Genomic DNA, 21,736 nt, shown 5'->3' on the forward strand with positions numbered 1-21,736 from the left:
CGGGCCTCGCCGCTACCCCGCAGCCCGCTTGCCCGCCGACTTCTTCGCAGCCGTCTTCTTCGCTGTCGTCCTGGCGGCAGGAGCCTTCCTCGCCGTCGCCTTCGTCGTCGCGGTCCGCTTCTCGGCGGCCCGCTCGTTGGCGGTGCGCTGGGCCGCCTGCCGGCGGGTCGCGCGTACGGCGGCGGGTGCCGACTCGGCCGGCAGCGGTGCCTCGGGCTGCTCGGCCTCGCGTCCCTCCAGCAGCGGCGCCAGGAACCGGCCCGTGTGGCTCTCGGGGTGGGCGGCGACCTGCTCGGGGGTGCCCTCGGCCACGACGGTGCCGCCGCGCGAGCCGCCCTCCGGTCCCATGTCGACCAGCCAGTCCGCGGTCTTGATGACGTCGAGGTTGTGCTCGATCACCAAGACCGTGTTGCCCTGGTCGACCAGGCGCCCGAGCACCAGCAGCAGCTTGCGGATGTCCTCGAAGTGCAGGCCGGTGGTCGGCTCGTCGAGGACGTAGACGGTGCGTCCGGTGGAGCGCTTCTGCAGCTCGGCCGACAGCTTGACCCGCTGGGCCTCGCCACCGGACAGCGTGGTGGCGGGCTGGCCGAGCCGGACGTACCCCAGGCCCACCTCGACGAGGGTCTTCAGGTGACGCGCGATCGCGGGGACGGCGGCGAAGAACTCCACCGCCTCCTCGATCGGCATGTCGAGGACCTCGGCGATCGTCTTGCCCTTGTAGTGCACCTCGAGCGTCTCGCGGTTGTAGCGGGCGCCGTGGCAGACCTCGCACGGGACGTAGACGTCCGGGAGGAAGTTCATCTCGATCTTGATCGTGCCGTCGCCCGCGCACGCCTCGCAGCGCCCGCCCTTGACGTTGAACGAGAAGCGCCCCTGGAGGTAGCCGCGCATCTTCGCCTCCGGCGTGGCCGCGAAGAGCTTCCGGACGTGGTCGAAGACGCCGGTGTACGTCGCGGGGTTGGACCGCGGGGTGCGACCGATCGGCGACTGGTCGACGTGGATGACCTTGTCGACGTGCTCGAGGCCGGTGATCGCGCGGTGCCGCCCCGGGAGGGTGCGGGCGTTGTAGAGCTGCTTGGCCAGCGAGGTGTAGAGGATGTCGTTGACCAACGTCGACTTGCCGGAGCCGGAGACGCCCGTGACGGCGACGAAGAGCCCCAGCGGGAAGGTCACGTCGACGTCGCGCAGGTTGTGCTCGCGCGCACCCAGGACCGTGAGCTCGCGCCCGACGGTGCGCGGACGGCGCACGGCGGGCACGGGGATCTCCCGGCGACCGGAGAGGTACTGCCCGGTGACGGAGTCGGGGTGGGCGAGCAGCTCGGGGACGGTGCCGCTGTGGACGACCTGGCCCCCGTGCTCACCGGCCCCGGGGCCGATGTCGACGATCCAGTCGGCGACCTTGATGGTGTCCTCGTCGTGCTCGACGACGATGAGGGTGTTGCCGAGGTCCTTGAGTCGCACGAGGGTCTCGATCAACCGGTGGTTGTCGCGCTGGTGCAGCCCGATCGAGGGCTCGTCGAGGACGTAGAGGACGCCGACCAGGCCGGCACCGATCTGCGTGGCCAGCCGGATGCGCTGCGCCTCGCCGCCGGACAGCGAGCCGGAGGCGCGGTCGAGGGAGAGGTAGTCCAGGCCCACGTCGAGCAGGAAGCGCAGCCGCTCGTGGATCTCCTTGAGCACCTGCTCGCCGATCTGGCGCTCGCGGGCGGTCATCTCGAGGTCGGCGAGGAAGGACGCCGACTCGTTGATCGGCAGGCGGCAGACGTCGGCGATGCCCTTGCGCTCGCCCGAGGACGACTGGAGCGTCACCGACTGCGAGACCGCTTTGAGGCGCGAGCCCTGGCAGGTCGGGCACGGAACCTCGCGCATGAACGACTCGAAGCGCTCGCGGCTGGTGTCCGACTCGGCTTCGCGGTGCCGGCGCTCGACGTAGGCGCGCACGCCCTCGAAGTCGGCGAAGTAGGCGCGCTCGCGCCCGTAGCGGTTACGCGTGACGACGTGCACGCGGCTGCCGTGGCCGTCGAGGATCGAGCGCTGCGCCTTGACCGAGAGGTCCTCCCACGGCGTGTTGAGGTCGAAGCCGACCTCGTCCCCGAGCGCGCCGAGCAGGCGCAGGAAGTAGTCCGACACGTGCGCGTGCGACCACGGCTGGATGGCGCCCTCGCCGAGGGTGGCGGAGGGGTTGGGGACCACCAGCTCGGGGTCGACCTCCATCCGGGTGCCGAGGCCGGTGCAGGCCGGGCACGCGCCGAACGGGGAGTTGAAGGAGAACGAGCGGGGCTCCAGCTCGTCGACGTCGATGGTGTGCTCGTTGGGACAGGCCATCTTCTCGCTGAACCGCATCTCGCGGTGCTCGTCGTCCTCCGGGAGGTCGACGAAGTCGAGGACGACCAGACCCCCGGAGAGGCCGAGCGCGGTCTCGACGGAGTCCGTGAGCCGACGCTTGGCCGACTCCTTGACCGCGAGCCGGTCGACGACGACCTCGATGGTGTGCTTGAGCTTCTTGTCTAGCGAGGGCGGCTTGTCGAGGGAGTGGGTCTCGCCGTCGACGCGCACGCGGGAGAAGCCCTGGGTCTGGAGCTGGCCGAAGAGCTCGACGTACTCCCCCTTGCGGCCGCGGATGACGGGCGCGAGGACCTGGAAGCGTCGCCCCTCCTCCAGCGTCAGGACCCGGTCGACGATCTGCTGGGGGGTCTGCCGCTCGATCGGTGCGCCGCACGTCGGGCAGTGCGGGCGACCGGCGCGCGCGTACAGCAGGCGGAGGTAGTCGTAGACCTCGGTGATCGTGCCCACGGTCGAGCGCGGGTTGCGCGAGGTGGACTTCTGGTCGATCGAGACCGCGGGCGAGAGGCCCTCGATGAAGTCGACGTCGGGCTTGTCCATCTGGCCGAGGAACTGCCGGGCGTACGCCGAGAGCGACTCGACGTAGCGCCGCTGTCCCTCGGCGAAGATCGTGTCGAAGGCCAGCGAGGACTTGCCGCTGCCCGAGAGGCCCGTGAAGACGATCAGGGAGTCGCGCGGCAGGTCGATCGAGACGTCCTTGAGGTTGTGCTCGCGCGCGCCACGGATGATCAGCTGGTCGGCCACAGGGAGGTCTCCTCGGGTCGGGCCCGGTCGGTCGCGCCCGAGGTCCCGGCCCCGTCGGAGCCGCTCGAACACGTGTTCGTCATCGTACGTCGGGCCCCGGCACGTTCGCCGGTCGAGGCCCGTCGGGCACCATCTCACGCAGCGCCGACAGTGACCGGAACACCCGCGCGGAGCCTCGCGTTCCCTCCGGTCGCCCTGCAGGATGTGAGCGTGCACACGACTCCCGGACGCGGCGACCAGATAAGCGACGACTCCTACGACGGCGACGTGACCCCCGGTGGACCCCCGCAGGTGCGCGACCTCGGCTGCCTCCGGCTGACCAAGCTCGCGGTGGACCCCCAGATGAGCAACAACTGCTACCTGCTGCGCTGCACCGAGACCGGTGAGCAGCTCCTGGTCGACGCGGCCAGCGAGGCGCCCGCGCTGCTCGAGCTCCTCGGCGACGGGGGCCTGGCCACCGTCGTCACCACCCACCAGCACTGGGACCACCACCGCGCGCTCGCGGAGGTGGTCGCGGCCACCGGCGCGAGCGTCCTCGTGGGCGAGCCGGACGCCGACGCCGTCACCGAGCAGACGGGGGTGGCCGTGGACCGTCGTCTCGCCCACGGGGACGCCGTCACCGTGGGCAGCTGCGAGCTGGAGGTGCTGGCGATCGCGGGGCACACGCCGGGCTCGGTGGCACTCGTGCACCGCACGGCCGACGGCGGCACCCACCTGTTCACCGGCGACTCGCTCTTCCCCGGCGGCGTCGGCGCGACCTTCGGGGACGCCGACGCCTTCGCCCAGCTCATCGACGAGGTCGAGGAGAAGATCTTCGGCACGCTGCCCGACGACACGTGGTTCTACCCCGGTCATGGCGGTGACTCCACGCTGGGCGAGCAGCGCCCGCACCTGGCGGAGTGGCGCGAGCGCGGCTGGTGAGCCGCGCCCGCGCGAAGCGGGTCAGGAGCAGGTCACAGGGGGTCAGGAGTAGGTCGCGCGGACCGTGTCGGTGACCGGCACGGACTGGCAGCCGAGCCGGATGCCGTCGGCGATGTCCTCGTCGTCGAGGACGTCGTTGTGCAGCATCTTGACCTCGCCCTCCAGCAGCCGCACGGCGCAGGCCGAGCACTCCCCTTCGCGGCACGAGTAGGGCGCCTTGACGCCCCTGGCCTCGAGGTGCTCGAGCATCGTGGTGCCGGGCTGCCAGTCGTCGAAGACGTGGGTCTCGCCGTCGAGCTCGACCTCGAGTCGCACCGGGGCCTGCGGCCCGTCCGGTACGCCGTCCGCCGGCTCGACCCCGCCCTCGGTGTCGGACTCGGCTGCGGCGACCTCTGCTGCGGCAGCCGCTACCTCGGCCACGTCGCCGAAGGGGTTGCCGCCCAGGGAGACGAACTTCTCCTGGTGCCGGCGCTCGCGGGGGAACTCCAGCTCGCGCAGCGCCGTGGTCACCAGCTTCATGAACGGCGCCGGTCCGCACACGAAGGCGTCCCAGGTGGTGTAGGCCGACGCGAACGCGCGCAGCTGCTCACCGGTCGGCAGCCCCTGGACCGACTCCAGCCAGTGGACGACCTGGAGCCGGTCGGGGTGCTCAGCGGCCAGCCTGGTCAGCTCGGAGGCGAAGATGACCGACCGCTCGTCGCGGTTGGCGTAGAACACCACGATCCGGCCCGAGCCCTGGTCGAGCGCGGTGCGGGTGATGGACATGATCGGCGTGACGCCGGAGCCGCCCGCGAAGAGCAGCAGGTCGGCGTCCAGCGAGGCCGGGGTGAAGATGCCGCTCGGCGGCAGCACCCGCATCGTCGACCCGACGTCGAGGTGGTCGCAGACCCAGTTGGAGGCGTAGCCGTCGACGGTGCGCTTGACGGTGACCGTGAGCGGCCCCCCGTCGTGCGGCGAGGACGACAGCGAGTAGCAGCGCGCCGCCAGGCCGTCGCGGTCGCTGGGCACGGCGAGGGTGAGGAACTGGCCCGGCTTGTAGCGGAAGGCGTCCTGCGCACCCTCGGGCACGGCGAAGGAGATGGAGCGGGCGTCGGCCGTCTCGTCCGTGACGGCGACGACCTCCAGCACATACGACGGGTCACTCGAGGTCTGGCTCACGGTGGTTCAGTATCCGTCCTCTGCTCCGATGGTCAGCCGCCCGTCCCGCACCGCGGCCTCGATGCTCGCCGACATCCGGGGGCAGGCGTGGTGCAGCAGCCGTCCGTCGGGGCTCTCGGCGCGACGGCGTACGAGGTCGGGGCAGGCGGCCGCGGCCTGGCTGCTCCACTGCACCGAGGTGTGGTGCTCGCTGTTCTTCTTCACCCCGACCGCGGCCAGGCAGTCCAGGCACTCGACCCGGGTGAGCCTGGCCTGGGTGTAGCGCCGCTGGTCCTCGAGGGTCTCGGGGTCGGTGGGGACGAAGGACGCCACCTCAGGTCCCCGACATGAGGGCCGGGTCGGCACCCTCCGCCTCGGACGCGGACGCAGCCTCGGCGGCGGCGTCCTCCTCGGCCTTGCGGGCCAGGTTGGCCGCGACCTCGTCCTGCCAGAACTCGTTGGCCTTGTCGGTGTCGACCTCGAACTCGAAGCGGTCGGTCATGTCCGGGGTGATGTCGGCGACGTCGACGTAGAACTGCTCGTACCACCGGCGCAGCTGGTAGACCGGGCCGTCCTCCTCGCACAGGAGCGGGTTCTGGACCGGCACCTTGTTCTTCCAGATGTGGACGTCCTGCAGGAAGCCCTGGCCGAACATGTCGGCGTACTTCTGGCCGATGAAGGCGGCGGTCTCGTCGTCCATGCCCTCGGGCTTCTCCACGATGATGCCGTACTGCAGCGTGAAGGAGTCCGGGCCGGTGGCGATGTGGGTGTTGATGAGCACGACCTCGGTCTTGAAGCCCTTGTAGTCGGTCCAGAGCCAGTTGATCATGTAGCTCGGGCCGTAGTAGGTCGCCTCGGACTTGAGGAAGAAGTCCTCCGAGCCGTAGCCGCCGCTGACGTCGGGGCGGCCCTTGGACTCCATGAACTGGGTGGCCTGCTGGCCCTCGAAGACGTTGCGGAAGCTGGTCGGGAAAGCCAGGTGCACGTAGTAGAAGTGCGCCATGTCGACGACGTTGTCGATCAGCTCGCGGCAGTTGGAGCCCTCGATCTGCTCGGTCTCCCAGACCCAGTCGGTGTACTTCCCGCTGGTCAGGCCCGGCAGCTCCGGTGGCAGCAGCGACTCGTCGGGGGCCGAGCCCTCGGGGTCGAACCAGATGAAGAGCTGCTGGTTGCGGATCGCGGTCGCGTAGCGCTGGGTGCGGGCGCGCAGCGGGACCCGGCGGGCGTAGGGGATCTGCTTGCACTTGCCGTCGCCGCCCCACCGCCAGTCGTGGAAGGGGCAGGCGATCTCGTCGCCCTTGACCTGGCCCTGGGTCAGGTCCCCACCCATGTGGCGGCAGTAGCCGTCCAGGACGTTGAGCCCGCCGGTGCTGTCCTGCCAGACGACGAGCTTGCCGCCGAAGGCGGGCACGGAGTGCGGCTTGCCGTCGGTGAAGCGTCGCTCCAGCCCGAGGCAGTGCCAGCCCCGCGCGTAGCGGTCGGGCGCGATGCCCTGGTCGAGGTGGCGGGTGCCGGTGGGGGTGGCCGTGCCGGTCATGTGGACCTCCCGGGTCTGGGGACGGTGGACCAAAACGAGAACAGGTTATAGTTTTTGACGAGGCGTGACCAGCGACACCCGGACCTGCGCCCCCTGCGACTCATCCTCCCCCGTTCCGCCCCGATGGGAGCACCACATGCACCTCGCCCTCGAACCCGCCCAGATCGCCCTGCGCGAGGAGCTGCGGGAGTACTTCGGCAACCTGGTCACGCCCGAGATCCGCGCGGGCCTCTCGTCCGCGACCGGGGAGTTCGGCGAGGAGGGCGTCTACAAGGCCGTCATCCGTCAGCTCGGAACCGACGGCTGGCTGGGCATCGGCTGGCCGGAGGAGTACGGCGGCCAGGCGCGCTCGATGGTCGACCAGCTCATCTTCACCGACGTCGCGGCCGACTTCGGCGTGCCGATCCCCTACCTGACGCTCAACACGGTGGGGCCGACGATCATGCGCTACGGGACCGAGGAGCAGAAGGAGTACTTCCTCCCCAAGATCCTCGCCGGCGAGCTCCACTTCTCCATCGGCTACTCCGAGCCCGGCTCGGGCACCGACCTCGCCTCGCTGCGGACCAGGGCGGTCCGCGAGGGCGACGAGTGGGTCATCAACGGCCAGAAGATGTGGACCTCGCTCATCCAGTACGCCGACTGGATCTGGCTGGCCTGCCGCACCGACGCCGACCTGCCCCGCCACAAGGGCCTGTCGATGATCCTGGTCCCCAAGGACTCCCCCGGCTTCTCCTTCACCCCGGTCCACACCGTCGCCGGCGTGCACACCAGCGCCACCTACTACGAGGACGTCCGGGTGCCCGTGGGCAACCTGGTCGGCGAGCTCAACGGCGGCTGGTCGCTCATGACCGACCAGCTCAACGCCGAGCGGGTGGCCCTCACCTCCTCCGCGCCGCTCACGCAGTCGCTGAAGCTCGTGCGCGAGTGGGCCCAGCAGACCAAGAACCCCGACGGCCACCGGGTCATCGACGCCGAGTGGGTGCAGATCGCGCTCGGCCGCGCGCACGCACGGGTCGAGATGCTCACCCTGCTGAACTGGAAGCTGGCCTCCGACGCCGACCGCGGCATCGCGCTGTCCCCGGCCGAGGCCTCGGCCACCAAGATCTACGGCTCCGAGCTGGCGACGGACGTCTACCGCTCGCTCATGGAGATCGTCGGCCCCCACTCCGGCCTCACCGCCGACTCCGAGGGCGCCGTGCTCGCCGGACGCCTCGAGCGCTTCCACCGCTCCTCGCTCGTCATGACCTTCGGCGGCGGCACCAACGAGATCCAGCGCGACATCATCGGCTACGTCGGTCTCGGCCTGCCTGCCGCGAAGCGCTGACCCCCGCCTCCCCTCTGCCTCCAGGACGGACCGACATGGACTTCTCCTTCACCCCCGAGCAGGACGACGCCGCTGCGCTGGCCGCCCAGATCCTCGACGCCCGCGTGACCAACGACCGGCAGAAGGCCGTCGAGGCCACCGGCTCCCGCTTCGACCCCGACCTCTGGGCCGCCCTCGGCGAGGCCGGCCTGCTCTCCCTCGCGGTCCCGGAGTCGTACGGCGGCGCCGGGCTCGGCCTCATCGAGCTGTGCCGGGTGCTGGACGAGGCGGGCCGCCGGGTCGCGCCGGTCCCGCTCGCGACCCACGGGGCTGCGGCCCTGCTCCTGGCCGAGGCCGGCTCCGCCGAGCTCAACGAGCGGTGGCTCCCCGGCGCGGCGAGCGGCGAGTCGGTCCTCACCGTGGCCCTGGCCGAGGAGCGCACGCACCTGCCGACGCTCCCGGTCGTCTCGGCCACCTCGACCGACGCGGGCTGGGTGCTGTCCGGCAGCAAGTCGCTGGTCCGCGCGGGCGACCGCGCCGCGGCGTACCTCGTCAGCGCGACCACGCCCGAGGGCGTCGGGGTGTTCCTGGTCGAGGCCGGTGCCGCCGGCGCCAGCACCACCCCGGGCCGCACGAGCGACGGCGACACCGTCGTGCGCCTCGACCTGCTGCGCACGCCGGGCACCCCGGTCGGCGCGCTGGACGGCAGCACCGCGAACCGCCTGGGCGACCTGGTCACGGTCACCACCGCCGCGGAGCTGCTCGGGATCACCGAGGGTGCGCTGCGGCTGACCGCGCAGTACGCCAAGACCCGCGAGCAGTTCGGTCGCCCGATCGGCACCTTCCAGGCGGTCTCCCAGCGACTGGCCGACGGCTACATCGACGTGCTCGGCCAGCGGCTGACCCTGTGGTCGGCCGCCTGGCGGCTCGCCGAGGGCCTGCCCGCCGACACCGAGGTCGCGATCGCGAAGCTGTGGGCCGCGGACGCCGCCCACCGGCTGGCCCACACCACCGTGCACGTGCACGGTGGTGTCGGCATCGACCTCGACGGCGAGGCGCACCGCTACTTCACGACCGCCAAGCGGCTGGAGTTCGCCTTCGGTGGCGCCACCGAGCAGGCCCTCTCGATCGGCCGCGTGCTCGCGGCCGAGCCGGCCTGACCCACCGCACCCCCCGGTGGTCGAGCAGCGAGCGCAGCGAGCGGGCGTCGAGACCCTCCGGGACCTGCTGCTCGCCCGCCGCGACGACCCGCGCCCGGGACTGCTGTTCGAGGACGAGCAGCTGACCTGGGCCGAGGTCGTCGCCGAGGGGTGTGACCGCGCCGCCGCGCTGCGCAGCGTGCTGGACCCCGACCGGCCGCCGCACGTGGGCGTGCTCCTCGAGAACACCCCGGACTTCCTGCTGACCCTCGGCGCGGCCGCCCTCGGCGGCCTCGTGGTCGTCGGGCTCAACCCGACCCGCCGCGGTGAGGCGCTGGCGGGCGACGTGCGCCGCACGGACTGCCAGGTCGTGCTCACCGACGCCGCGCACGTGGACCTGCTGGCCAACCTCGACCACGGCCACGACGAGGCCGCGGCCGCGGCCGTGCTGCCCCTGGACTCACCGGACTGGGGCGGGCTGCTGGACGCCCACCGAGGCGCTCCCGTGCCGGAGACCGACGTCGACGCCGACACGCTGGTGATGCTGATCTTCACCTCGGGCACCTCGGGCGACCCCAAGGCCGTCCGGGTGACCCAGGCCAAGATCGCCGGCCCCGGCACCATGCTGGCCGAGCGGTTCGGCCTGGGCCCCGGCGACGTCGCCTACCTCTCGATGCCGCTCTTCCACTCCAACGCCGTCATGGCCGGCTGGGGACCGGCGCTCGCCGGGGGCGCGACCGTCGCGCTGGCCCGGCGGTTCAGCGCGAGCGGCTTCCTGCCCGACGTGCGTCGGTTCGGGGCGACGTACGCCAACTACGTCGGCAAGCCGCTCACCTACGTCCTCGGCACGCCGGAGCAACCCGACGACGCCGACAACCCGCTCCGGCTGGTCTTCGGCAACGAGGCCAACGAGCGCGCGATCGCGGAGTTCGGCCGCCGCTTCGGCTGCACCGTCGTGGACTCCTACTCCTCCACCGAGAACGCCGTGGTCGTGCAGCGGCGCCCCGACATGCCGGCCGGCGCGCTGGGGTGGCCGCTGCCGGGCGTGGCGGTGCTGCACGAGGACGGGTCCCCGGTCGCCGACGCGGTCTTCGACGACGACGGTCGGCTACTGAACGCGGACGAGGCGGTCGGGCAGCTGGTCAACACGACCGGCGGCGGGGCGTTCGCCGGCTACTACGACGACCCCGAGGCCGAGGCCGAGCGGATGCGCGGCGGGATGTACTGGTCCGGCGACCTCGCCTACCGCGACCCCGACGGGTGGGTCTACTTCGCCGGTCGCACGGCCGACTGGCTGCGGGTCGACGGCGAGAACCTCGCCGCGGCGCCGCTGGAGCGGATCTGGCTGCGGCACCCGGCCGTCGAGCAGGCGGCGGTGTACGCCGTCGCCGACCCCGGCCCGCTGGGCGTCGGCGACCAGGTGGTGGCCGCGCTCGTGACCTCCCGGCCGCTGTCCGCCGACGAGGTGGGCTCCTACCTCGACGCCCAGGGCGACCTGCCCACCAAGGGCCGGCCGCGGTGGGTGCGGCTCCTGGCCGACCTCGACGAGCTCCCCCGGACCGCGACCACGAAGGTGCTCAAGCGCGACCTCGCCGCCCAGGGCCCCGTGGCCGGCCGCGGGCGGCTGCTGGAGCGGGACGAGCGCGGCACGACGTACGCCGAGGTGCGCGGGGGTGCTTGACCGGGTGTGACGTGGGACATACGTTGACGCGCGTCAACTAGAACGTGTTCCAGTCACCACCAGGAGGCCCGATGGCCGAGAACGTGCAGCAGCTGCTCCGGGAGAGGCTCGAGGACGACGGCACCGCCGTCGTCAGCGGGGACCGGTCCTGGACCTGGCGCGAGCACCTCGCGGAGGCCTCCGCCGAGGCCGCGGCCGTCCTCGCGGGCGTCGACCGGGAGCGCCCGGTCCACGTGGGCACGCTGCTCGGCAACTCCCCCGCGATGCTGCGGGCGATGGCCGCGGCCGGCCTGGGGGGCTACGTCCTGTGCGGCATCAACACCACCCGCCGCGGCGAGGGTCTGGCCGCCGACGTGCGCCGCGCCGAGTGCCAGCTGCTGCTCACCGACGCCGAGCACCTGCCGCTGCTGGAGGGCGTGGACCTCGGTGGGGTGCGGGTCGTGGACGTGGAGTCGGCCGCCTGGGCCGAGGAGCTGGGCGCCGCCGACGACCTGGTGCCTCTGCGCGAGGTCGAGGCCATGGACACCTTCATGATGATCTTCACCTCCGGGACCTCGGGTGACCCGAAGGCCGTCCAGGTGGCGCACCTGATGGTGCTCTTCTCCGGGCTGAACCTGGTCGACCGCTTCACCATCACCCCCGACGACGTCTGCTACCTCTCGATGCCGCTCTTCCACTCCAACGCGGTGGTGGCGGGCTGGGCCGTCGCCGTCGCCTCGGGCGCGACGATGGTGCCGACGAAGTTCTCCGCGTCGCGCTTCCTCGACGACGTGCGCCGCCACGGCGTGACCTACATGAACTACGTCGGCAAGCCGCTGGCCTACGTGCTCGCCACGCCCGAGCGCGGTGACGACGCCGACAACACGCTGCGGGTGGCGTTCGGCAACGAGGCCAGCGACCGCGACATCGCGGAGTTCTCCCGGCGCTTCGGCTGCGAGGTGATGGACGGCTTCGGCTCCACCGAGCTGGCGATCATCATCCTGCGCGAGCCCGGCACCCCGCCGGGCTCGATCGGCAAGGGCATGGACGGCGTGGCGGTCTACGACGCCGACACCGTCACCGAGTGCCCGCCGGCCCGCTTCGACGAGCACGGCGCGCTGCTCAACGCCGACGAGGCGGTCGGGGAGCTGGTCAACACGACCGGCGGCGGCTACTTCCAGGGCTACTACAACGACCCCGACGCCAACGCCGACCGGATGCGGCACGGGATGTACTGGTCAGGCGACCTGGCGTACAAGGACGCCGAGGGGTGGATCTACCTCGCCGGGCGCACCGCGGACTGGATGCGGGTGGACGGGGAGAACCTCGCCGCCGGCCCGGTCGAGCGGATCCTCCAGCGGCTCCCGCAGCTCAACCGGGTGGCGGTGTACGCCGTGCGCGACCAGCACGTGGGCGACCAGGTGATGGCGGCGATCGTGCTCAACGAGGGCGAGGAGCTCACCCCGGCACAGCTGGAGACGTTCCTGGCCGAGCAGCCCGACCTCTCCCCCAAGGCCTGGCCGCGTTACGTGCGGATCGACACCGACCTGCCGGCGACGGCCACCAACAAGGTGCTCAAGCGCGAGCTGATCGCCCAGGGCGCCACGGCCGGGGACGGCGTGCTGTGGACGCGTCAGGAGCGGGGGACGGCGTACTCCTGAGCCGACGTCGGAGCGTCACGCCATCGTCCGGGTGCCGCGTGCTCGTCCAGCGGCCCACCCTCAGCGGGACCGACCGGCCGTGGCGGTGACCGCGTCCCAGATCGCGCCGCTGCGGTCGTGCGAGCCGAGGCCTCGGCCCACGTAGGCCGCGCCGTAACCCTCGTCGACGACGGCCCAGGCGGCGCAGCCCCCCGCCCCACCCATTCCGATCTCGCGCTGCACCCGACCGTTCGGCAGCTCCTCCTCGTCCAGCTGGTGACCGAGGGACCACGTCACCGGACGGTCGAGCACGCGATCGTGACCGCTGGCCGCGGGCTCCAGGTACGCCGTCCACAGCTCGTGCCCCAGCGCCCCGGCGACGTGTCCGTCGGGGCGCAGCAGGTCGTCGTGGAACGCGGCCAGCGCGAGCGCGGTCGCGTGCAGGCCGATGGCGGGGAAGCTGGTGCGGCGCCACCGGGTGCTGTTGAGCACGGCAGGATCGAGCAGGCCCCTCGGTCGTCCCAGCGCTGGTCCCCACCGCGGGTCCTCCAGGTACGCCGACGGCCAGCTCGCAGGGTCGAGCACCGTCACCTCGGCCACTCGTGGCAGGGCCGTCTCAGGCACGACCAGGTGCAGGTCCCAGCCGGCACCCGCGGCGACCCGGGCGAAGCGGTCGGCCAGCGACCCGGCTCCCGCGCGCCGCACGACCTCGTCGAGCAGGTGACCGTAGGTCAGGGCGTGCTCGGCCACTTCCACACCCGGTGCGTGTGCCGGCTCGGCTCCCGCCAGCAGGGCGACGAGGGTGTCGCGGTCGTCGAAGGCCACGTCCACGGCCTCCGGTGGGAAGGAGGGCAGCCCGGCCGCGTGCGAGAGCAGGTGCCGCACCGTCGTGCCCGACTTGCCGTGCGCGGCGTAGTCCGGCCACACCTCGGCGACCGGCAGGTCCAGCTCGAGGTACCCGTCGGCGACCGCGCTCAGCGTCGCGCAGGCGGCGACGGGCTTGGCGACCGAGTAGGTCATCACCAGGGTGTCGCAGGTGAAGGGTGCGCCGTCGGCGCCGCGGGTGCCGGCGGCGTGGTCGACCTCGACCTCACCGCCGCGCACCACGGCCACCGCCCCGCCGGGCTCCTGGCCGCGGGCCACCAGGTCGTCGAGCACCTCGTCCGGTCGCACGGAGCCATGCTGCCCCAGACCACGAGCTCAGCGCAGGAGCCGGGCGACCCCGTTGGTGAGCTTGACGGTGTAGAAGCCGGTGTTGACGTCGGAGTACCACACCTGGCCGCGCCGCCTGTCCCAGGCGGGCGCGGACATGGCGTAGCCGCCCGCGAGCGTCGGCAGCGCCAGCCGCTCCCCCGGCACCAGCGGCTGGTTGAAGTAGGCCACCTCGCGCGGGTTGCGGACGTCGCGGATGTCGAAGAGCCGCAGCCCCGACAGGATCATCGAGCAGCCGGCGATCTTGGGCGCCCTGCGGGTGGGCAGCGAGCAGTAGTGCCCGGCGTAGCCCTGGGCGGGGAACAGTGCCCCCGGGTCAAGCAGCTGCGGGCCGTCGCGGACCTCGTCTTCATGCACCTCCAGGGCGATCTCCGAGACCACGCGCGGCCGGCGCGGGTCGTCGACGTCGATGATGCGGGCGATGCCGACCGGTGAGCGCGGGAAGGCCGCCAGGCCCGTGAGCTCGAAGAAGTCGATGAACTCGTCGATCTCGAAAACGTAGTCGCGCCCGCCGCGGCGGAAGGGCTCGGCCACCTGCGGGATGGAGGCGTCGTCCCAGGCGAGGGTCGAGATCACCTGCGGCTCGGCGTCCGGCAGCCGCTCGTGGACGTCGGAGACGTCGAGCACGGCCAGACCGGCCCCGGACAACAGCGTGGGGCCCGGGGTGCCGAGGTTGGCGGCGTACAGCGTCCGGTCGTCGGAGGAGAGGCGCAGCCCGTGGTAGTAGACGCCCGGCCGCACGAACAGCGTCTCGGGGTCCGCGGGGTCGGTCAGGTCGACGCCGACCAGGGTCTGCACCGCGCTGCTGGTGTAGAACGTCCGACCGTCCTTCGACCAGCCGCTCTCGTGCCCCAGCACGCCCGACGGCGTCGAGGAGAGCAGCCGTGGCGCCCGGCAGTCCCGGCTGATGTCGTAGACGTCGAGGATGCCCGGGTACGTCGCCGCGGTGCCGAGCACCCCGGCGAGCAGTCCTCGGCGCTTGTTGACCAGCAGCGACTCGTGGGGGCTGATCATCGCGGGCGAGGTCAGGCGGGTCGTCTCGACCGGTCGGCTCGGCCGGGTCATGTCGAGCACGACCGTTCCCTGGCCGTCCACCAGGTTGTCGAGGGCGTCGCGGGGGAACAGCAGCGTGTTGTCGTAGTAGGCGCAGGTGCGGCCGGTCCGGTCGGTGTAGCGCAGTACCTTGAAGCCACCGGTCGTGCCGTGCCGCGCCAGCTCGCGGGTGTTGCAGGTGTAGCCCTCGCCCGCGCGACCCGACACGTAGTCGGCGAGCGGCACCCGGCCCTGGATGTCGGTCTCCGGGCGGGACCCGGGGCCGCAGTCGGCGACGGGGACAGCTGCGCGGGGCGCGTCGGTCACCGACGAGCCACCGACCGAGCCCCCGAGGCCGACGGCCGCGCCGCCCACCACCACCAGGGCTGCCGTCGCCACGAGGAGCCGCCGGACGGGTCCGGCTGTCGCGTGCGTCACACCCAGGACACTAGGTGTGACGTCGCGTCGAGGACACCCTCCGACCGCGGGCCTCGCAGCAGAGGTCCGGGCAGCAGAGGTCCGGGCAGCAGAGGCACCCCGGGCGTCAGCCGTTGACCTTGTTGAGGGCCGCCACGGCCTCCTCGAACTCGGACACCAGGCTGGCCATCACGTCGGCGACGGGGCGCACCTCGTTCATCCGGCCGACGATCTGGCCGACCGGCATGGAGATGACGTCGGGGTCGTTGCTGGCGACGATCCGGTTGTGCGCCTCGGCGACGAGCAGGTTCTGCAGCGGCATCGGCAGCGGAGCGGGAGCGCCCTCCTCGGCCCAGGCCTCGGTCCACTTGGTCTTGAGCAGGCGCGCGGGCTTGCCGGTGTAGACCCGCGTGCGCACGGTGTCGGCGGAGGTCGCCCGGGTGAAGGCGGTCTCCCAGGCCTCGTGGTTGTTGGAGAGGTTGCGGTACTCCTCGGTGCCGAGCCAGATCGAGCCCATCCACACGCCCTGGGAGCCGAGCGCGATGGAGGCGGCGATCTGCCGGCCCGAGCCGATGCCGCCGGCACCGAGCACGGGGACGTCGGGGCCTACGGCGTCGACGATGTCGGGCGTCAGGACCATCGAGGCGATCTCACCGGTATGGCCGCCGGCCTCGTAGCCCTGGGCGATGATGATGTCGACGCCGTTGGCGACGTGGCTCAGCGCGTGCTTCGGGGCGCCGGCCAGCGCGCCGACCTTCACGCCGGCGGCGTGGCACTGCTCGATGACGTCGACCGGCGGGGAGCCGAGCGCGTTGGCCATGAAGACCGGGCGGTGGGTCAGCGCGACGTCGACGTGCGAGCGCGCCATCGAGTGCAGCCACCCCAGGACGCCCTCGCGGCCCTCGCCCTCCGGCAGCGGCGGGACGCCGAGCTTGAGCAGCGTCTCGTCGACGAACTTCTTGTGCTCCTCGGGGATGTAGGCCGAGAGGTCGGTCGAGGTGCCCTCGGTGGGGATCTTCATCGGCATGACGACGTCCACGCCGTACGGCTTGCCGTCGGTGTTCTCGTCCATCCAGGTGAGGGTCTGGTCGAGCTCCTCGGTGCTGTTGAACCGGACGCAGCCGAGGACGCCGAGGCCGCCTGCGCGCGAGACGGCGGCGGCGACGTGCTCGGAGGGCGTGAAGGCCATGATCGGGTAGTCGATGCCGAACTGGTCGCAGATCTGGGTGCGCATGTCAGGTGACTCCTGGCAGGTGGTGGGGGGAAGGCGGGACGGGCTCAGCCGGCGGGCGCGGCCTCGGCCTGGGAAGCGAGCGCCATCTCCTTGGCCGCGGGGTACTGCGCCTTGCCGGTGGCGTTGCGGGGGATCGTGTCGACGACCGTGAGCGAGCGGGGCAGCTTGTAGCCCGACAAGTGGGCGCGGAGGTACTCCCGCAGCTCCTCGAGCTCGAGGGACGCGCCGTCGCGGAGCTGGACCACGGCCGCGACCGCCTGGCCGTAGGTGGCGTCCGGGATGCCGACGACGAGGGTGTCGTAGACGGCCGGGTGGCCCTTGATCGCCATCTCGACCTCCTCGGGGTAGACCTTCTCGCCGCCGGTGTTGACGCAGTTGGAGCCGCGGCCCAGCAGCGTCACGCGCCCGTCGGTCTCGATCCGCGCGAAGTCGCCGGGCACCGAGTAGCGCTCGCCGTCGACCTCGATGAAGGTCGCCGCGGACTTCACCGGGTCCTTGTAGTAGCCGACCGGGACGTTGCCGCCGCAGGCCAGGCGACCGATCCTGCCGACCTCGGTCATCGGGATCGGGCGGTTGTCCTCGTCGAGCACGACCGAGGCGGGTCCCAGGCCGACGACGGGGCCGTCGGTGGAGATGGCGTTCTTGTCCTGCATGCCCATGCCGGAGAAGCCGGTCTCGGTGGCACCGATGGAGTCGGTGAAGATCGCGTTGGTGAACTCGTCCATCCAGCGCTTCTTCACCGGCGGGGAGAAGATCGCCGCCGAGCTGGAGATGGCGAAGAGGCTGCTGGCGTCGTACGGCGTGCCGGTGGCCTTCTTGCGCTCGAACTCCTCGATGAGCGGGCGCGCCATCGCGTCGCCGGTCATGAAGATGAGCTGGACCTTGTCCTGCTCGATGATCTCCCAGGTGCGCTGGGGGTCGAACTTCGGCTCGAGCACCGTGAGGTGGCCGGCGAAGAGGTGCATGAGCAGACCGGCCTGCGCGCCGCCGTGCATGAGCGGGCTGAGCGGGAAGGTCGTCATCCGGGGGTCGGTGGCCTGCTTGGACTGGTCGAACTCCTCCAGCGGCTCCCCGGTGTAGAAGTCGATGCCGCCGCCGAGCACGCGCCAGAAGTCCTCGTGGCGCCACATGACGCCCTTGGGGAAGCCGGTGGTGCCGCCGGTGTAGATGATGTGGATGTCGTCGGCGCTGCGCTCGGCGAAGTCGCGCTCGGCGCTCTGGCCGGCGACCGCGTCGGCGTACAGCACGCCGCCGAAGGACGAGACGTCCGAGGCGTCGTCGGGGTCGATCGCGTCGGGGATGACCACGAAGGTCGTCAGCTTGGCGTGGTTCGGCGCGACCTTGGCCACCAGGTCGGCGTAGGAGCGCTCCATCACCACGGCCACGACGTCGGCGTTGTCGAAGAGGTAGTTGAGCTCGCCCTCGACGTAGCGGTAGTTGACGTTGATGGTCACCGCGCGGATCTTGACCGTCGCCAGGACCGCCACGACGTGCTCGATGGAGTTCTTGGCGTAGATGGCGACGTGGTCGCCGGGGCCGACGCCCTGGCTCTGCAGGTAGTGCGCCAGGCGGTTGGAGTCCGCCTCCAGGTCGGCGTAGGTGGCCACCCGGTCCCCCACCTTCAGGGCGGGGTTCTGCGGGGCGGCGTCGACGGCGTGCTCGAAGAGGTCTGCGATGTTCAGGGCCACGGCCCGAGACTAGAACACGTTCTCGTTTGTGGCTAGCATCACGGCCCATGAGCGACTGCCTGGTGGAGCAGGACGGCCACGTCCTGATCGTCACGATGAACCGTCCCGAGCGCCGCAACGCGCTGTCGAGCGAGATGCTGCGGATCATGGAGGACGCCTGGGACCGGGTGAACACCGACGACTCCATCCGCGTGTGCATCCTCACCGGCGCCGGCGGCTACTTCTGCGCCGGGATGGACCTGAAGACCGCGGACGAGAAGCCGCCCTCGGAGAGCTTCGAGTCCGGCGAGTTCGACCCCTCGGTCATCAAGGGCCTGCTCAAGGGCTTCCGCCTCACCAAGCCGCTCATCGCGGCCGTCGAGGGCCCTGCCATCGCCGGTGGCACCGAGATCCTGCAGGGCACCGACATCCGGGTGGCGGGCGAGTCGGCGAAGTTCGGCGTCGCCGAGGCGCGCTGGTCGCTCTACCCGATGGGCGGCTCCGCGGTGCGGCTCCCCCGCCAGATCCCCTACACCGTCGCCGCCGAGCTGCTGCTGACCGGACGCACCCTGCTCGCCCCCGAGGCCAAGGAGCTGGGCCTGATCGGGCACGTCGTCCCCGACGGCACCGCGCTCGAGAAGGCGCGCGAGATCGCCGACATGATCGCCGCCAACGGCCCGCTCGCGGTCCAGGCGATCCTCAAGACGATGCGCGACTCCGAGGGCAAGCACGAGGAAGACTGCTGGGCCGACGACGCCAAGGTGGGCGCCGCGGTCTTCTCCTCCGACGACGCCAAGGAGGGCCCGCGGGCGTTCCTGGAGAAGCGCAAGCCCGAGTTCCAGGGCCGCTGACCCGGGGGTCTCCTCTCGTCGCCGGTCGGCCAGACTGGCGCCGTGGACCTTTCGGACCTGGTCGGCGCACTGCCGCTGCTCTTCCCGCTGGCTTTCCTCGTCCTCGCGGGCGGGGCCGTCTGGTGGACCCTGGAGCAGGCCCGCAAGCGCCGCGAGGCGTTCGCGGCGTACGCCGCCTCGCGCGGGTGGACCTACGTCCGCGAGGACCCCGCGTTGGTCCACCGGTTCACGGGCGCGCCGTTCGGGCGCGGCTTCGGCCGGCGCGCCCAGAACGTGCTGCTCGGCCAGCACGACGGCAGGGCCACGGTCGCCTTCGACTACCAGTACTCCCAGCGCACGGGCTCCGGGAAGAACCGGCGCACCTCGACCTACCACTTCTCGGTGGTGGCCACGCACCTCGGCGTTGCGCTGCCCGAGCTGTCCGTGACCCCGGAGAACGTCGTCAGCCGCTTCTTCGGGCGCGTCTTCAACAGCGACGTGCAGCTGGACTCCGAGCAGTTCAACCGCGCCTTCACGGTCGGGGCGCCGGACCGGAAGTTCGCCTACGACGTGCTGCACCCGCAGATGATCGAGATGCTGCTGACCCGCCCGGACCTGGCCTGGCGCACCGAGGGCGACTCGCTGGTGATGATCAGCTCGGGCAAGCACTCGCCCGCCCTCGTCGAGGACCGGCTCGCCGCCATGGACGGAATCGCGGACCGGATCCCCGAGTTCGTCTGGCGTCAGCTGCGGGGCCAGGGATGAGCGGCGGAGCGGGCGTGCTGCTCCTGGTGGGCGGCGGTCTCCTGCTCGTGCTCGGCCTCGCGGTCGTCGTGATGTACAACCGCTTCATCCGGCAGGTGGCGCTGGTCGAGCAGTCCTGGAGCGGCATCGACGTCGAGCTCACCCGCCGCCACGAGCTGATCCCGAACCTGGTCGAGGCCGTGCGCGGCTACGCCGCTCACGAGCGGGAGCTGCTGGACGTGCTGGTGCGCGCTCGGGAGGACGCCACGGCCCATGCCGGCGACCGTCCCGCCGCACGCGGCTCCTACGAGGACCGGGTCGGCTCGGCGCTCGGCCGGGTGCTCGCCCGGGCCGAGGCCTACCCCGACCTGCGGGCCAGCGAGGTGTTCCTCGCGCTGCAGGGCGACCTCGCGCTCACCGAGGACCGGATCGCCGCGGCACGGCGCTTCTACAACGGCAACGTGGCCGCGTTGAACACCCGGGTCCGCACCGTGCCGTCCAACCTCGTGGCGGCCGCCTTCGGGTTCCGCGAGCGCGACTTCTTCGAGCTGCGCGACCCCGCCCACCGGGCCGCCCCGAGCACCGGGCTGGGCTGACTGGGTGTGTCCCTATTGCGGCACGCTCCTGGCGCGCGAACACTCGACTGTCCAACTCGAAGACGTTCCCAGGTCGCCGTTCAGCGCGCGAGGGCGTCACGCCAAGCCGTGGCGGTTTCAGGGTCGTAGTAGCGGCTGAACCCGCAGCCCCATGCGATGGGAGATTCGAGCGGGGAACCGCCCCACCTGGCCTCACCGCTCACGAGTAGCCGTGAACCGACGCCGTAGGCGTACCCCGCATCAGACGGGTCCGTGGGGCCCGTGGTCGGGGGTTGTGCGTCAACCGTGACCGTGTCGCCCCGGCCACCGGAGAACCACTCCCGAACCTCAAAGGTGACTCCAGGTAGTCCCAGGTCCGCCTCGTCTCCGCGGTCGGAAACCGAATCGCCTACTGCCACCACCACTCCATCGAACGCGAACGCGCGCCCCGTGACGGCTTTCGGGTCGTATGACTCAACACACCGGGCAGCCCCTCCATCGGGGAGCGGTCCGCGACGATCCGCTGTGGGATTCTGCGATCCGTCTCGACTAGAGCCGTCGAGGACGCGAATCTCACCTTCCTGGCTAGCTGCCCCGGTGTCGCTGGCGGTCCCCTCGCCGGCACAAGCGCTCACGACGGCTATGAGCCCAAGGCAGGCTGCAGTCAAGGCGACGCGTCTCATCACTAGCCATCCCATCTGCGTGGTTCCTGGTCGTCAGTAGGACGCTACGCCCGGTTGAACGGTTCCCTCGGTCAAGCTGCGAGCGCGACCGGGCGTCGGCGGCCGGGCCCACCGGACAGATGGCGCAGCGTGGTGGCGATACAGGCGACCTGGAGCCAGCCGGTCGCCGAGGTGGTGGTGTTCTCGAATGACTTCGCCAGCCGGCGAGAGCGGCCGAGGCGGCCGTGGGCGACCTCTACGCGCCAAGCGTGTCGGATGGGGCGGAAGACCGGTTGCTTGTCGTCCCATCCGACCCGGCGGACCTCGAGGTCGTGGTCGCGGCCGATGCTGCGGGCCGCAGCGGTCGTGACCCCGCGGTCCACCAGCACCAGCTCGAGCCGGCCGGTGACGCCTTGCTGGGTCAGGTGCTCCAGCATCGGCTCGCTGGCCCGATTCTCGTGGGTGGAGGCGGGCACGACAAGGGCGCCGACCGGGAGGCCGGTCACGTCGACGGCGATGACGCGCTTGGCGCCCTTGGTGCGCCCGTAGGGGCCGCCCCGGTCGTGGAAGGTGAGCCCGCCATTCGACGCGCCACGCGCCAGGTGGGTGTCAATGACGACCATCGAGGGCACCTCATCGGCCCGCCCATCCGCTTGCCGCGCGGCCGCATGCAGCACCGTCAGGGCCTGCGCCCACGTGCCGTTGCGTGACCAGCGCCGGAACTGAGACCAGACTCGAGTCCACGGCCCGAACGACGCCGGAAGGTAGCGCCACTGGCAGCCTGTCTGGGCGATGTAGAGCATCGCGTCTACCACGGTTCGCAGGTCACCAGCGTGCTTGCGGCCGCGCTTGCCCGGCGCGTTGAACACCGGCTCCAGCAGGTTCCACTGGTCGTCGGTCAGGTCACTGGGGTACGGCATGCCTCGCACAGTGCCCACG

Annotated in this window: 17 protein-coding genes; 8 read left to right on the forward strand and 9 right to left on the reverse strand. The window is 71.6% G+C overall.

The features are described from left to right. Window positions 1–12: 12 nt before the first annotated feature. Window positions 13–3,087, reverse strand: coding sequence for an excinuclease ABC subunit UvrA (gene uvrA / locus Q1V71_RS13805; protein WP_300644460.1), 3,075 nt, complete (start codon window positions 3,085–3,087; stop codon window positions 13–15). Between the two features lie 210 nt (window positions 3,088–3,297). Between uvrA and Q1V71_RS13810 the strand changes: the two genes are divergently transcribed. Continuing rightward, on the forward strand, window positions 3,298–4,008 hold the full coding sequence (locus Q1V71_RS13810; protein WP_300644461.1) for an MBL fold metallo-hydrolase: 711 nt from the start codon (window positions 3,298–3,300) through the stop codon (window positions 4,006–4,008). 42 nt (window positions 4,009–4,050) lie between these two features. Here Q1V71_RS13810 and Q1V71_RS13815 read toward each other — a convergent pair whose 3' ends face one another. From Q1V71_RS13815 to Q1V71_RS13825, 3 genes are read right to left on the reverse strand one after another with little or no spacing between them, the layout of a single operon-like run. Then, window positions 4,051–5,166, reverse strand: a complete 1,116-nt coding sequence (locus Q1V71_RS13815) for a ferredoxin--NADP reductase (RefSeq protein WP_300644463.1) — start codon at window positions 5,164–5,166, stop codon at window positions 4,051–4,053. A gap of 6 nt (window positions 5,167–5,172) precedes the next feature. Then, complete coding sequence (locus tag Q1V71_RS13820; RefSeq protein WP_300644464.1) at window positions 5,173–5,478, reverse strand: hypothetical protein; 306 nt, start codon at window positions 5,476–5,478, stop codon at window positions 5,173–5,175. A gap of 1 nt (window position 5,479) precedes the next feature. Then, window positions 5,480–6,682, reverse strand: coding sequence for a Rieske 2Fe-2S domain-containing protein (locus Q1V71_RS13825; protein WP_300644465.1), 1,203 nt, complete (start codon window positions 6,680–6,682; stop codon window positions 5,480–5,482). A gap of 136 nt (window positions 6,683–6,818) precedes the next feature. On the opposite strand from Q1V71_RS13825, the gene Q1V71_RS13830 reads away from it, so the two are divergent. The 4 genes from Q1V71_RS13830 to fadD1 all read left to right on the forward strand — a co-directional run bounded on the left by Q1V71_RS13830 (window position 6,819) and on the right by fadD1 (window position 12,445). Further along, complete coding sequence (locus Q1V71_RS13830; protein WP_300644466.1) at window positions 6,819–8,006, forward strand: acyl-CoA dehydrogenase family protein; 1,188 nt, start codon at window positions 6,819–6,821, stop codon at window positions 8,004–8,006. A gap of 35 nt (window positions 8,007–8,041) precedes the next feature. Further along, complete coding sequence (locus Q1V71_RS13835; protein ID WP_300644468.1) at window positions 8,042–9,145, forward strand: acyl-CoA dehydrogenase family protein; 1,104 nt, start codon at window positions 8,042–8,044, stop codon at window positions 9,143–9,145. A 16-nt stretch (window positions 9,146–9,161) separates the two neighbouring features. Continuing rightward, window positions 9,162–10,805 carry an AMP-binding protein gene (locus Q1V71_RS13840; protein ID WP_300644469.1) on the forward strand — a complete coding sequence of 548 codons (1,644 nt, stop codon included), beginning with the start codon at window positions 9,162–9,164 and terminating at the stop codon, window positions 10,803–10,805. A 71-nt stretch (window positions 10,806–10,876) separates the two neighbouring features. After that, complete coding sequence (gene fadD1 / locus Q1V71_RS13845) at window positions 10,877–12,445, forward strand: fatty-acid--CoA ligase FadD1 (RefSeq protein WP_300644472.1); 1,569 nt, start codon at window positions 10,877–10,879, stop codon at window positions 12,443–12,445. A 60-nt stretch (window positions 12,446–12,505) separates the two neighbouring features. On the opposite strand, the gene Q1V71_RS13850 is transcribed toward fadD1, so the two are convergent. The 4 genes from Q1V71_RS13850 to Q1V71_RS13865 all read right to left on the reverse strand — a co-directional run bounded on the left by Q1V71_RS13850 (window position 12,506) and on the right by Q1V71_RS13865 (window position 18,007). Continuing rightward, entirely contained in the window at window positions 12,506–13,597 is a 1,092-nt protein-coding gene (locus Q1V71_RS13850) for a serine hydrolase domain-containing protein (protein WP_300644473.1), read from the reverse strand. 27 nt (window positions 13,598–13,624) lie between these two features. Then, a complete protein-coding gene (locus tag Q1V71_RS13855; protein ID WP_300644474.1) occupies window positions 13,625–15,106 on the reverse strand; it encodes a hypothetical protein in 1,482 nt (493 codons plus the stop codon). Window positions 15,107–15,212: 106 nt separating this feature from the next. Continuing rightward, window positions 15,213–16,319, reverse strand: a complete 1,107-nt coding sequence (locus Q1V71_RS13860) for a nitronate monooxygenase family protein (RefSeq protein ID WP_300644475.1) — start codon at window positions 16,317–16,319, stop codon at window positions 15,213–15,215. 44 nt (window positions 16,320–16,363) lie between these two features. Then, window positions 16,364–18,007, reverse strand: coding sequence for an acyl-CoA synthetase (locus tag Q1V71_RS13865; protein WP_300644477.1), 1,644 nt, complete (start codon window positions 18,005–18,007; stop codon window positions 16,364–16,366). A gap of 47 nt (window positions 18,008–18,054) precedes the next feature. On the opposite strand from Q1V71_RS13865, the gene Q1V71_RS13870 reads away from it, so the two are divergent. From Q1V71_RS13870 to Q1V71_RS13880, 3 genes are read left to right on the forward strand one after another with little or no spacing between them, the layout of a single operon-like run. Continuing rightward, entirely contained in the window at window positions 18,055–18,837 is a 783-nt protein-coding gene (locus Q1V71_RS13870; protein WP_300644478.1) for a crotonase/enoyl-CoA hydratase family protein, read from the forward strand. A 42-nt stretch (window positions 18,838–18,879) separates the two neighbouring features. Beyond that, on the forward strand, window positions 18,880–19,581 hold the full coding sequence (locus tag Q1V71_RS13875; protein ID WP_300644481.1) for a hypothetical protein: 702 nt from the start codon (window positions 18,880–18,882) through the stop codon (window positions 19,579–19,581). Then, window positions 19,578–20,156 carry a LemA family protein gene (locus Q1V71_RS13880; protein WP_300644483.1) on the forward strand — a complete coding sequence of 193 codons (579 nt, stop codon included), beginning with the start codon at window positions 19,578–19,580 and terminating at the stop codon, window positions 20,154–20,156. The genes Q1V71_RS13875 and Q1V71_RS13880 overlap by 4 nt, the downstream gene beginning before the upstream one ends. Window positions 20,157–20,889: 733 nt before the next feature. Here Q1V71_RS13880 and Q1V71_RS13885 read toward each other — a convergent pair. Beyond that, window positions 20,890–21,717 (reverse strand): IS5 family transposase, encoded by an 828-nt coding sequence (locus tag Q1V71_RS13885; protein ID WP_300644486.1) that lies wholly within the window; start codon window positions 21,715–21,717, stop codon window positions 20,890–20,892. Between the last annotated feature and the right edge of the window lie 19 nt (window positions 21,718–21,736).

The organism is Nocardioides sp. (genome assembly GCF_030149505.1).
Classification (GTDB): Bacteria; Actinomycetota; Actinomycetes; order Propionibacteriales; family Nocardioidaceae; genus Nocardioides.

What these genes read in the sequence shown, in the direction of transcription:
- Q1V71_RS13825 (WP_300644465.1), bottom strand. Translation starts at nt 6,682, where the DNA reads ATGACCGGCACGGCCACCCCCACCGGCACCCGCCACCTCGACCAGGGC.
- Q1V71_RS13830 (WP_300644466.1), top strand. Translation starts at nt 6,819, where the DNA reads ATGCACCTCGCCCTCGAACCCGCCCAGATCGCCCTGCGCGAGGAGCTG.
- Q1V71_RS13835 (WP_300644468.1), top strand. Translation starts at nt 8,042, where the DNA reads ATGGACTTCTCCTTCACCCCCGAGCAGGACGACGCCGCTGCGCTGGCC.
- fadD1 (WP_300644472.1), top strand. Translation starts at nt 10,877, where the DNA reads ATGGCCGAGAACGTGCAGCAGCTGCTCCGGGAGAGGCTCGAGGACGAC.
- Q1V71_RS13860 (WP_300644475.1), bottom strand. Translation starts at nt 16,319, where the DNA reads ATGCGCACCCAGATCTGCGACCAGTTCGGCATCGACTACCCGATCATG.
- Q1V71_RS13870 (WP_300644478.1), top strand. Translation starts at nt 18,055, where the DNA reads ATGAGCGACTGCCTGGTGGAGCAGGACGGCCACGTCCTGATCGTCACG.
- Q1V71_RS13880 (WP_300644483.1), top strand. Translation starts at nt 19,578, where the DNA reads ATGAGCGGCGGAGCGGGCGTGCTGCTCCTGGTGGGCGGCGGTCTCCTG.
- Q1V71_RS13885 (WP_300644486.1), bottom strand. Translation starts at nt 21,717, where the DNA reads ATGCCGTACCCCAGTGACCTGACCGACGACCAGTGGAACCTGCTGGAG.